11 protein-coding genes are annotated in these 11,491 nt (G+C 45.1%); 7 read left to right on the forward strand and 4 right to left on the reverse strand.

The features are described 5' to 3' along the window. Positions 1 to 15: 15 nt before the first annotated feature. From NBH16_RS03855 to NBH16_RS03885, 7 genes are all read left to right on the forward strand, one after another. Complete coding sequence (locus NBH16_RS03855) at positions 16 to 1,788, forward strand: DUF6057 family protein (protein ID WP_250788118.1); 1,773 nt, start codon at positions 16 to 18, stop codon at positions 1,786 to 1,788. After that, positions 1,788 to 3,257: a TolB family protein gene (locus tag NBH16_RS03860; RefSeq protein WP_057328084.1), complete on the forward strand. Its 1,470-nt coding sequence runs from the start codon at positions 1,788 to 1,790 to the stop codon at positions 3,255 to 3,257. Before NBH16_RS03855 ends, NBH16_RS03860 begins: the two co-directional genes overlap by 1 nt. 63 nt (positions 3,258 to 3,320) lie before the next feature. After that, entirely contained in the window at positions 3,321 to 4,247 is a 927-nt protein-coding gene (locus tag NBH16_RS03865; protein WP_005861318.1) for a Mur ligase domain-containing protein, read from the forward strand. After that, entirely contained in the window at positions 4,244 to 4,792 is a 549-nt protein-coding gene (locus NBH16_RS03870; RefSeq protein ID WP_005861320.1) for a DUF4924 family protein, read from the forward strand. The genes NBH16_RS03865 and NBH16_RS03870 overlap by 4 nt, the downstream gene beginning before the upstream one ends. Positions 4,793 to 4,806: 14 nt before the next feature. Then, positions 4,807 to 5,670 (forward strand): dTDP-4-dehydrorhamnose reductase, encoded by an 864-nt coding sequence (gene rfbD, locus NBH16_RS03875; RefSeq protein WP_250788119.1) that lies wholly within the window; start codon positions 4,807 to 4,809, stop codon positions 5,668 to 5,670. A 29-nt stretch (positions 5,671 to 5,699) separates the two neighbouring features. Beyond that, positions 5,700 to 7,280, forward strand: a complete 1,581-nt coding sequence (locus NBH16_RS03880; protein WP_005866938.1) for a peptide chain release factor 3 — start codon at positions 5,700 to 5,702, stop codon at positions 7,278 to 7,280. 1 nt (position 7,281) lies between these two features. Next, positions 7,282 to 8,289 carry an FAD:protein FMN transferase gene (locus tag NBH16_RS03885; RefSeq protein ID WP_250788120.1) on the forward strand — a complete coding sequence of 336 codons (1,008 nt, stop codon included), beginning with the start codon at positions 7,282 to 7,284 and terminating at the stop codon, positions 8,287 to 8,289. 131 nt (positions 8,290 to 8,420) lie between these two features. Here the strand turns inward: NBH16_RS03885 and NBH16_RS03890 are convergent, their stop codons facing one another. The 4 genes from NBH16_RS03890 to NBH16_RS03905 are packed head-to-tail and all read right to left on the reverse strand — an operon-like array spanning position 8,421 to position 11,414. Continuing rightward, entirely contained in the window at positions 8,421 to 9,113 is a 693-nt protein-coding gene (locus tag NBH16_RS03890) for a YjjG family noncanonical pyrimidine nucleotidase (protein WP_008773844.1), read from the reverse strand. Then, entirely contained in the window at positions 9,113 to 9,985 is an 873-nt protein-coding gene (locus tag NBH16_RS03895; protein WP_005861330.1) for a Cbp1 family collagen-binding glycoprotein adhesin, read from the reverse strand. The genes NBH16_RS03890 and NBH16_RS03895 overlap by 1 nt, the downstream gene beginning before the upstream one ends. 19 nt (positions 9,986 to 10,004) lie before the next feature. After that, the gene (rsmI, locus tag NBH16_RS03900) at positions 10,005 to 10,709 is read right to left on the reverse strand and encodes a 16S rRNA (cytidine(1402)-2'-O)-methyltransferase (protein ID WP_196009911.1); all 705 of its coding nucleotides are present in this window, start codon (positions 10,707 to 10,709) and stop codon (positions 10,005 to 10,007) included. 9 nt (positions 10,710 to 10,718) lie between these two features. Further along, complete coding sequence (locus NBH16_RS03905; RefSeq protein ID WP_250788121.1) at positions 10,719 to 11,414, reverse strand: DUF8457 domain-containing protein; 696 nt, start codon at positions 11,412 to 11,414, stop codon at positions 10,719 to 10,721. Between the last annotated feature and the right edge of the window lie 77 nt (positions 11,415 to 11,491).

Here is an 11,491-nt window from a genome sequence, read left to right on the forward strand (position 1 = left end):
TAATCTATTAAGTATATGAACTGGAAACAAACACTTTTCTGGTCTTTTTCGACAGCTGCTATTTTTTATTATTTCCTGCTTTTTGGCGTGTTTGTGTTTGTCGGTCAGGAGGAGATGCAATTGTTTATACCTGAGTGGTGGTATATCCGGGAGTTCCTTTTTCAGCCGGGAGGATTTTGCGCTGTCGCCGGGCAATGGATCATTCAATACTACCGGCAGCCTATGTCGGCGGTGGTTCTCCATACGGTTTTACTCGTTGGTTGCGGGTTTATGGTCTATAGGATCTTGCGTTGTTTTTCTGACAAGACCTACCTGCTGTTCCTCTCTTTATTGCCGGTCCTGTATCTGGTTAAGATGAGTATTCATGGGGAGTATTTGGTGGACGGGACGGTTGGCGTGGTTTTGATGCTTTTAGCTTTGTCGGTCTCGCTAAAGGTGCGGCGGGCGGGTTCTATTGCCGGATACGGAATTGCCTCTACACTTTTTTTATGTGGGCTGACCGGGCTTCTTTCGGTCTGTTACGCTTTCTTATATACGCTGTTAGCCTTACTCCGCTACAAAACGTCGCGGCAAAGATTGGCCGCCGCTGCCTGCTTGATCCCAGCGCTTTTTATCTATTTGTTTAGCGGATGGTTAGGGATTCCTGTACCTTTGTCTGATGGATGGATGCCGGAAGCCTATCTGGAGATACAGCGATTACCTCATTATTATATGTATCGTGTATGGACTTTCTTTACCCTTTCGATTGTCGGTGTTGCTTTATTTGCTCGCTTTGTTCCGGTGATTGGCGAGAAGAGTAAATGGATGGATCGGGTAGCCCTTGTTGTTTGTCTGATCACGGCGCTGGTATCCATCCGGTTTTGCCTGCCGGAACCTTGGCATGCGCAACGCATGATGCTTGACGAGCTCTCTTTCTTAGCCCGGGAGAGGCAATGGGACGCCATTATTGATAAGTACCGGGGAAAGCAGATCTATAATTATGTTAGCTTAAACTATTTGAATATGTCGTTGGCCCATAAGGGAGAATTGGCCGACCGGATGTTTACTTTCGATCAGAAAGGAACGAAAAGCTTATGTGCCGATTGGAATCAGACCTTTTACATGGATCGTTTATTGAGCGATGTTCATTTTCTTGTTGGCGATGTCTCTTTGTCTGAAAGCTTTGCGATGGACGGATTTACGCAAGCCAAACGTAAAGGGAGTGCCCGCATGATGCAACGTTTCGTGCAAGTTTGTCTGATTAGGGGTGAGGTGGCGCTGGCCAAGAAATATTTGGACTTGCTTGCCGCTATGCCATTCTATAAAGATTGGGCTTGCCGTTATGCTACCTATCTGGTACATCCGGAATTAATGGATAAAGATCCGGAGTTGAGTGACAAATATATGCCTGTTGAGAAAAGGGATCGACTGAGTTTGTCCGTACCTGTCGATTCCTTATGGAGTGGATACAATCTTCCGGATCATCGGATCGGTTGGGAATACCGGGGATGTTATTATTTGTTGGGTAAGAAGCTGGATGCATTTGGCCGATTCTTGGAAGAGACACCTTTCATGAAGGGGGAACCGATACCCCGGCATTTCCAAGAAGCCGGATTGTTGTTGGCGGACAAAGACAGTATATCGCTTTCCTCCTATTCCATACAGCCGGAGATCGTAGATCGATACCGGGAATTCAAGCAGGTTTTGGGACGATCTGCCAACCAAGTGGATGTGTCCTCGATGTATCGACAATTTGGAGATACCTATTGGTATTATTACTATTTCAAGATCTTTAAAGGAGAAGAATAATGAAGCGATTATCTATCTGTTGGATTATAGGTTGTCTTTTGGGACTTGTGGCTTGTAGACCGGAAGTTCCTGCGCAAGCGGAACAAGGAGAAACTGACGTGTTTCCGGATTACAGGGAAGTTACTGTACCGGTCAATATGGCCCCTCCCAATTTCAAGTTGGTTGATCAACAGCTACAGGGGATAACTCGGTTGAAAACTATGAATAGGGAGTTGATAATCGCAGCCGATCATGGTGTTTTCAACCTGCCGGAAACGGATTGGAAGGTCTTATCGCAGGACGCACAAGGAAAACAAATAGATGTGACGGTTTATTTTCGAGAACCTCAAAGTGATTGGAAACAAATGAGTTTCTCTATCTATGTGTCAAGAGATTCCGTTGACGCTTATTTGGTGTATCGCCGTATTTTTCCCGGATATCGGATGTGGAACGAGATGGGGATTTATCAACGATGTGTTGAAAACTATGTTGAAAAGTCTATTCTTGATAACCAATCGACAAATAATAGTTGTATGAACTGCCATGCCTTTTGTGAGCGACAAGGGGAACAAATGCTTTTTCATCAGCGGGGTTCTCATAATGGGACTTACTTGATTGATCATCGGCAGGTAAAGACGATTGCGTTGGAACGGGACGGTAAGCCGGCTTCGTTCGTTTATCCGTATTGGCATCCATCCGGCCGGTATGTCGCTTTTTCTACCAATGAGACCCACCAAGACTTCCATCTTTCCGATGAGAATCGGATTGAGGTATATGACGTGGAATCGGACGTGCTGATCTATGACACGGAGAAGGAGAGGGTATTCAGTTCGCCATTATTGGCTTCCATGGCGTGTTATGAGACTTTTCCCACTTTTACTCCGGATGGTAACTATCTGCTGTTCTGTTCGGCGGATTCTGTCTGTATGCCGGAAAATTATCGGGATGTCCGGTATAACCTGCTACGAGTCGCTTTTGATCCGGAAGACGGTTCGATTGGAACCCAAGTGGATACCTTATATAATGCGAGGGAAGCGGGCCGGAGTGTTAAGTTCCCGAGAGTCTCTCCGGATGGGAAGCGTCTACTTTATACGGTGTCCGATTATGGCAATTTCTCTATTTGGCATAAGGATGCGGATTTGCATATGCTGGATCTGTCTACCGGGGCAATCGATTCTTTGCCGGAAGTGAATAGCCCGGATGTAGAGAGCTATCATTCTTGGAGCGGCAATAGTCGTTGGTTTGTCTTTTCCAGCCGCCGGGACGATGGGCTTTTCACACGCCCGTATTTGGTACATGTGAATGAGCGGGGGCAGTGCGGTAAACCTTTCTTGTTACCGCAAGCGTCTCCGGATTATTATGAATGCTCCCTGTTCTCGTTTAATGTTCCGGAATTTATACATACTCCGGTTATAATCTCGAAGGAAAGGCTGGTCGAGGCTTCACGAAAAGAAGACACTACGACCATTAAACATATCGAGGGCATCTAATTTTTCACTTCTTTGTGCCGAAGGTATTTATAAAAGTCGTACTTTTGCGCTAAAATCAAAACGATGCGAAAAGTTCATTTGATCTCCGTAACCGAACCTTTGGTTTTAGATCTAGCCCTAGCACTTCGAGAAAAAGGATATGAGGTAAGCGCTTCCGGTTGTGGTCTGACTGAAGAGATGATAGGAAGACTTCATAACGCGGGCTGTACCTGTTATGGGGATGGGTGGTTTCCGGAGAAATTAATAAAAGATATTCACTCGGTGGTTTTGGGTGCTAAAGTAAAGCAAGATAACCCGGAATTATTGCGTGCGAAGGAATTGGGGATGTTAATCCAATCCATTCCGGAATTTATATTTCAACGGACTCGGTCGAAAACTCGGGTTGTTGTGGCGGGTAGTCGTGGAAAGAAGACAATTATTTCCATGATGGTCTGTGCGTTGCGCCGGCAAAAGTTGGCGTTCGACTATGCGTTGACTAGCAAGGTGGACTCGCTTCCGAATCGGGTACATTTGAGTTATGAGGCACGTATCGCTTTGATCGAAGGAGATGAGCATATCACCTCTGCCTTGGACAAGCGTTTCCAATTGGAATTCTATCGTCCGCATATCGCCATCCTGACGAATTTATCTTGGTCTACCGAGACGGATCATGCGACTCCGGAGGCCTATTTATCCACTTATCAATCTTTCTCCGTTTCTATTGAGCGGGAAGGGAAATTGATTTATTTTGGAGGTGATGATACTGTCAGTCAGTTGGCAGGGGACGTTCGGAGCGATATCACCGCTATCCCTTTTGAGGAACATCCGGTCGTGGAGAAAGACGGGCAGACTTTTCTGCATACTCGCTACGGAGACTATCCGGTACGGATTCCCAATCGCTATTTCTTGATCAATCTGAATGCGGCACGTTTGGCTTGCCGGCAGTTAGGCGTTAAAGACGCGGATTTTTATCAAGCGTTATCGGAATATAGTTTATCTTTGCCGATATGATAATAGCTAGACAAAAAAGAAAAGAGAATATCGCTGAATATCTGCTTTATATGTGGCAGGTTGAGGACTTGATCCGGGCGAATAAGTTCGATATGGATTCGATCAACCGCACGGTGATCGCCCATTACGACCAGCCCGAGGAGGTGAAGAAGGAAATCGCTCAATGGTACGAGGAATTGATCGAGATGATGCGTAGCGAAGGGGTGATGGAGAAAGGTCATATCCAATTGAACAAGAATGTGATTATTACTTTGACCGATTTGCATCTCCGTCTTTTGAAATCTCCGAAAGAGATGGTTTATAGCGCGGCTTATTATAAGACGCTTCCTTATATCGTACAGCTCCGGGCTAAATCGGGTGGAGAGGATCTGCCGGAGTTGGAAACTTGTTTCGCCGCCGTATATGGCTATCTGCTTTTGCGTATGCAAGGGAAAGAGGTGAGTGCGGAGACGTTAGAGGGCATTAAACAAATCAGTTCCTTCTTGGCGTTGCTCGCTGAGAAATATAGGGAAGATATGAAAGGGGAACTTAAACTAGAGGATTAATAATAGATATAGACATGAAGACAGTTTTGGTAACCGGAGCGAACGGTCAATTGGGAAGTTCTATCCACGCTCGTATCAGCCAGTATCCCGGCTATAATTTTCTTTTTACGGATATAGATACGTTGGATATTTGCGACAAGGAGGCCGTCCGGAAATATGTCTTGGAAAATGATGTTCAATATGTCATGAATTGCGCCGCTTATACAGCGGTGGATAAAGCGGAGGAGCATGAGGATTTGTGTATGCGCATCAACCGGGATGCGGTACGGAACTTAGGTGAGGCCGCTCATGCCGTAGGTGCGAAGGTGATTCATGTATCTACCGATTATGTGTTCGATGGAACGAGTTGCCGTCCTTATCTGGAAAGCGATGCGACTTGTCCTGTTTCCGTATATGGACGTACGAAACTGGCGGGAGAGCAGGCCTTGATGGAGGTGTGTCCGGATTCCGTGATTATCCGTACGGCTTGGTTGTATTCCGAGTATGGAAACAATTTTATGAAGACGGTATTGCGTTTGGGAAAGGAGCGGGATGAGTTGCGTTTCATATTCGACCAAGTGGGTACGCCTACTTATGCCGGAGATTTAGCGGTCGCTATGCTTACCGTGCTGGAACGTGCCGAGGCGGGTAAATTTATACCGGGTATCTATCATTTCTCGGACGAGGGGGTGTGTAGCTGGTATGATTTTACGGTAAAGATCTTGCAAATAGCAGGTATGAATAACCGGGTGATACCCATAGAGACCAAGGATTATCCGACACCGGCCAGTCGGCCGCATTATAGCGTATTGAATAAAGGTAAGATAAAAAGCACGTACAGACTGACGATTCCCCATTGGGAGACTAGCTTGGCCTACTGCATGAATAACAAAGTGTAACTGATAACAATATATACATATAAAATAGAATGAGCCAGTATTCAGAAGAGATTGAAAGAAGAAGAACGTTTGCCATAATCAGCCACCCGGATGCCGGTAAGACTACGCTTACCGAGAAATTATTGTTATTTGGTGGCGCTATCCATGTAGCGGGAGCGGTGAAGTCTAATAAAATCAAGAAGACTGCCACGTCCGACTGGATGGAGATTGAGAAGCAACGCGGTATCTCCGTAGCTACCTCCGTAATGGCTTTTGATTATTCCGATCATAAGATTAATATCTTGGATACACCGGGCCACCAAGATTTCGCCGAGGATACGTTCCGTACCTTGACGGCGGTGGATAGCGTTATTATCGTAATCGATATCGCCAAGGGCGTGGAGGCGCAGACTCGTAAGTTGATGGAGGTTTGCCGTATGCGTAAGACTCCGGTGATCGTTTTTGTCAACAAGATGGACCGTGATGGTAAAGATCCTTTTGATTTGCTGGATGAGATAGAAGAAGAATTACAGATAAAGGTACGCCCATTGAGCTGGCCGATCGATATGGGACAACGTTTCCGGGGCGTATACAATATTTTTGAGCAGAAACTGAACCTATATACCCCGAGTAAGCAATATGTGACGGAGAATGTGGAATTCAAGGATATCACTAGTCCGGATCTCGAGACTTATATTGATCCTACGCAAGCTGCGAAGCTTCGTGAGGATATAGAGTTGATAGAGGGGGTTTATCCCGAATTTGATGTGAATACGTATTTGGATGGGGATATCGCTCCGGTATTCTTTGGTTCCGCTCTGAATAACTTCGGTGTGAAAGAGCTATTGGATTGCTTTATTCGTATCGCTCCCTCGCCACGTCCGATCCATGCGGTAGAGCGTGTGGTAGACCCGAATGAGGATAATTTCACCGGCTTCATTTTCAAGATCCATGCGAATATGGACCCGAACCATCGCAGTTGTATCGCTTTTGTGAAGATTTGTTCCGGTCGTTTTGAGCGTAACGCGAACTATAAGCATGTACGCTTCGGTAAGATGATGCGTTTCAGTAGCCCGACGGCTTTCATGGCTCAGAAGAAAGAAGTGGTGGATGAGGCGTTCGCGGGTGATATTATCGGTTTGCCGGATACCGGGAATTTTAAGATAGGGGATACGTTGACTTCCGGAGAGGAATTGCATTTCAAGGGATTGCCGAGCTTCTCTCCCGAAATGTTCAAATATATAGAGAACGCCGATCCGATGAAGGCAAAGCAATTGAACAAAGGTATCGAGCAATTGATGGACGAGGGTGTCGCCCAGTTGTTTACCAATCAATTCAATGGCCGGAAGATTATCGGTACCGTGGGACAATTGCAGTTTGAGGTTATTCAATACCGCCTGTTGCATGAGTATGCCGCTCAATGTAAATGGGAGCCGATCAGCCTATATAAGGCTTGCTGGATCGAGAGTGATAACCAAGAGGCATTGGAGAATTTCAAGAAACGTAAGGCGCAATATATGGCGTTGGATAAGGAAGGCCGTGATGTTTATTTAGCGGATTCCAGCTATGTATTGATGATGGCCCAACAGGATTTTCCGGATATTAAGTTCCATTTTACATCAGAGTTCTAATATGAAAAGTCAATTCTCCATTTTTTGTTTACTTGTTAATATCTTGTTGATAAGTTGTGAACAGGCTCCCCAATACTATGAGGTATCCGGAAGGCTTCATACACCTTATCATATTAAGTTTGAGCATACTAAACCATTGGATAAGGAGATTGACGAGCAGTTGAAATATTTCTACCACCTGTTTAATGCTTTTGATTCTACTTCGGTAATCAGTCAGGTAAACCAGAACCGTGACATACGGGTAGATACGCTCTTCCAAAAAGTCTTTAAGAAGGCGCTTGAAGTGTCTACTGAGACAAATGGGGCCTACGACGTGACTTGCGCCCCGTTGATCAACCTTTGGGGGTTTGGCTTCAGCCGGAAGGATAGCGTAACCCCTGCTCATATCGACAGTGTCCGTCAGTTTATCGGTTTTCAGAAAGTTCGTTTAGAAGGGGATCGCATCGTGAAGGACGATCCTCGCTTGATGATGAACTTTTCTTCTTTGGCGGATGGAACGGTTTGCGATATGATAGCCCAAATGCTGGAGAAGAAAGGGGTCCGTAATTATTTGGTGGAGTTTGGTGGCGAGATGCGTGTGAAAGGTGTGAATCCCTCGGGCATGGATTGGCGCTTAGGGATCACGAAGCCTACGGATGACGCTGCCGGCATGAATCAAGAACTCGAGCAGATCGTTAGCTTCCCTAAACCGTTAGGAATGGCTACATCAGGTAATTACCGTAATTTTTATATAAAGGATGGACGTAAATACGCCCATACGATCGACCCTCGTGAAGGTTGCCCTGTACAGCGGGATATCCTTAGCGCTACGATCGTCGCTCCGGATGCCATGACCGCTGATGCGTATGCTACCGCATTTATGGTCTTAGGCTCGGAGGAGGCTAAATCCTTATGCGCTAAAGTGCCCGGCCTTGACTATTTTATTATTTGTTCCGATTCGATAGGAGACGGGTATCATCCGGAATACTCTGAGGGCTTTCGCCGATATCTGGTGACTGCCGATAAGTAATCGATTTATTTATAAGCTGTTAAGATGTTGTTCTTAGAATAGGCATTGTAAGATCTTTATGATGCCCATTCTAAGGAGCTTATAATGCCCATCGTAAGCATGCTATAATGGGCATTGTAAGAAAGGTCTGTTTATAGGATGGATTTGATCTCTTCCAGAGAGCGGACTGTATGGGTCGGGTTGAATCCATCGGCAGGTAATCCTTCCGGATTCAACCATATCTGGTCGATCTTGGATTGGTAAGCCCCAATGATATCAGCTTCCCAGCTATCCCCGATCATTAAGCTCTCGGACCGGCGTGAGTTCGTGTTCTTTAAGGCGAAGTCGAAAATACCTTTATGGGGTTTTTGTATATTAGCGTCCTCGGACAGGATCATCCGTTCGAAATAAGGAGCCAAGCCAGCGTTGCTAAGTTTCTTGAATTGTACCTCACGGAATCCATTGGATAAAATAAATAACCGATAGGAAGGGCGGAGATATTCCAGTAATTCAATGGCTCCGGGCACTAATCGGGTTTTGGTGGTCGTGCGTTGCAAGAAATCATTATTTACCGATAAGACGGTTTTCTTATCCTCTATTCCTAACGGACGAAGTACATAGAGAAATCGATCCAAGATTAAGGTTTGCCGGTCTATTTCCCCCGAACGGTATTTGGCCCATAAGTCTAGATTATGAGGCATATAAATATCAAAGAAAGCCTCGAAGGAGGCATAATACCGATTAAAGTGGTAATCGGTATATAGCTCTTCAAGGCATTCTTTATTGTTATGGTACGTATCCCAAAGGGTATCGTCCAAATCGATAAATATACTTTTATAAATCATTATCCAACTTCGATCACTAAATACTTGCCTAGGCTCCAGAAAGCCTTCTCGTCATTTATTTTCAAGGTCAAGTTTCCGTCTTCATCCTCTACGAACTCATAAGATCCTTCCGGATGATTGGATTTTAGTTTAGCCTTGCTTGCGAACAAAGGAATTTCTTTTACCTCACGGATATCGATAGAGATGAAATAATCCTTGTTGAAACCACTCTGCAATACTTTAGATTTAGAGAACAGGCCACCACCGGATAAGATCTTCTGTTCCTTCAATTCCTTGGAAGTACCGAAACAGTAGTAAGCCGTGTGAAGGGCTTTATCTTGAGCGTTCAATTTCTCGGATTGAGCGGCTGCGGTAGTAGCCAGACTTTCCACATCCTCATTCAAGGAACTTACCATCTCGTCCAATTCTTGGATACGTACGTTCTTCTTTGCCAAATCCTCTTGCAAAGCGACAATCATCGTTGCCTTTTGATCCAGCTCGGAGGAAAGACGATCGATCGTCTTTCGTAATGCGGAAGATTGAATACCGCTTTTCTTCAATTTCTCCTCCAACTGGCTGATTTGCTCCTTGTTCTTCTTCAAGGTCTCGCTGATCAATTGCATGTTCTGCTTGATTTGATCTCTGCGTGACTGATTTAGCTCACCGCCGGTTTGTTGTTGGATTGTCAAATAATTCTCGGCATCACGTATAGATTGAAAATCAGATTCAATATCATTTAGGGTGGAGAGCATATCATTAAGCTCATCCGTGTTCTTCGTATTCTCGATACGTAGAGAATCGTTCTCAGCCTTTAGTTTCTTGTAATCCGCTGAATTTTGGCCACAAGAGGCCAGCATGGCTGTGCAGACACATACTAATAATACTTTCTTCATGTTCTTTTTGCTTGTTAAGTTAAACATCTTTTTCTGTCTCTTTGTCCTTTTTATCTTTTAAGCCTGCTAATACAATAACAATCTCACCCCTTGGTTCGTTCACGGTAAAATGCTGAATTACTTCTTCTAAGGAGCCTCGTACGGTTTCCTCGTGTAATTTGGAGATTTCCCGGGATACTGATACTTCGCGGTCCGTACCGAAAAACTCGGCGAATTGCGTCAAGGTCTTGAGCAGACGGAAAGGTGATTCATAAAAAATAATAGTCCGGTATTCCAAAGCCAATTCTTTTAGCCGGGTCTGCCTTCCTTTCTTTTGAGGGAGAAACCCCTCGAAACAGAACTTCTCATTGGGTAATCCGGACGCTACCAAGGCGGGCACGAAAGCCGTAGCTCCGGGCAGGCACTCTACGTCTACCCCTTGGCGAACACATTCCCTCACCAACATGAATCCCGGATCGGAGATGGCCGGCGTACCGGCATCGGAAACAAGGGCGATATTTTCGCCTCCCTTGATACGGGCTGCGATTTGCTCCACCGTCTTATGTTCATTGAACTTGTGGTGGGACTGCATCTTGTTCTGTATCTCGAAATGTTTCAGCAAGATGCCGGTCGTACGGGTATCCTCCGCTAAAATAAGATCAGCTTCTTTTAGCACACGGATTGCCCGGAATGTCATATCTTCCAAGTTACCAACAGGGGTTGGGACTACAGTCAATTTTGCCATATCGTATATTTATGAGAAGCGTTTTTCCAATAGCTTGATGAAATCGGCTACGGAAGCGTCTTCTATATTCCAGTTCAACACCTTGTTCAGATAAGTGACCGATTCCTCGTACGAGCTAAGATCGTTCAGGTCTGAGATCGCCTTATTCATTTTCTCCTCATTTCCTCCGAATAATTCCCTTCTGAAGCGGAAACGATCATTTAAACTGAATGCCTTACGGAAATCAGAAAGATTCTTTTTCTCCAATATATCATTCAGTGAAATACTGGATTTATCCGCTAATATAGTTTTATGTGGAATCTCTATCTCTTTCAAGGGGATTGTCTCTTGTACGATCTTTTCTTCTGGGATCTCTTTTTCGACAATTGGTTCTACTACGATAGGTTCCTCAACGACCGGTTCTTGTACCTGTACGACCTCGATCGTAGGGGATACTTCCGGAGCCGGTTGCACCTCCGGCATCTGTAAAGGTTTACTTACGGGAATAGAATCGATAAGTCGTTGGTGTTCCTCCATTTGTTTACGCAAAGCCTCTAACTGAAACTCCTCCAGCGTATGAAGCTCCTGCAATACCTTGTGGGTCAACTGGAAGGTCTGGTTGAAGAAAGAGGCGGGATAAATTTCCGCGTCCCTCATTCCGGCTACCAACTTCTCCAGCTCCCTGATATCGATCAATAGATAATCTATTTTTTCCTTGTTTGCCATTTCTATATGTTTTTCAGATGCTATAAATCATCCGGACATACGTATGTTTTGCAACAAAAATAAGTATTTCTTGTCAA

Origin of the sequence: Parabacteroides sp. Y3-G-102 (assembly GCF_023656845.1) — a bacterium.
Lineage (GTDB): Bacteria > Bacteroidota > Bacteroidia > Bacteroidales > Tannerellaceae > Parabacteroides > Parabacteroides distasonis.

Bases quoted from the DNA above. Each gene is read 5' to 3' on its own strand.
- NBH16_RS03855 (WP_250788118.1), top strand. From the start codon at position 16: ATGAACTGGAAACAAACACTTTTCTGGTCTTTTTCGACAGCTGCTATT.
- NBH16_RS03860 (WP_057328084.1), top strand. From the start codon at position 1,788: ATGAAGCGATTATCTATCTGTTGGATTATAGGTTGTCTTTTGGGACTT.
- NBH16_RS03865 (WP_005861318.1), top strand. From the start codon at position 3,321: ATGCGAAAAGTTCATTTGATCTCCGTAACCGAACCTTTGGTTTTAGAT.
- NBH16_RS03870 (WP_005861320.1), top strand. From the start codon at position 4,244: ATGATAATAGCTAGACAAAAAAGAAAAGAGAATATCGCTGAATATCTG.
- rfbD (WP_250788119.1), top strand. From the start codon at position 4,807: ATGAAGACAGTTTTGGTAACCGGAGCGAACGGTCAATTGGGAAGTTCT.
- NBH16_RS03880 (WP_005866938.1), top strand. From the start codon at position 5,700: ATGAGCCAGTATTCAGAAGAGATTGAAAGAAGAAGAACGTTTGCCATA.
- NBH16_RS03885 (WP_250788120.1), top strand. From the start codon at position 7,282: ATGAAAAGTCAATTCTCCATTTTTTGTTTACTTGTTAATATCTTGTTG.
- NBH16_RS03890 (WP_008773844.1), bottom strand. From the start codon at position 9,113: ATGATTTATAAAAGTATATTTATCGATTTGGACGATACCCTTTGGGAT.
- NBH16_RS03895 (WP_005861330.1), bottom strand. From the start codon at position 9,985: ATGAAGAAAGTATTATTAGTATGTGTCTGCACAGCCATGCTGGCCTCT.
- rsmI (WP_196009911.1), bottom strand. From the start codon at position 10,709: ATGGCAAAATTGACTGTAGTCCCAACCCCTGTTGGTAACTTGGAAGAT.
- NBH16_RS03905 (WP_250788121.1), bottom strand. From the start codon at position 11,414: ATGGCAAACAAGGAAAAAATAGATTATCTATTGATCGATATCAGGGAG.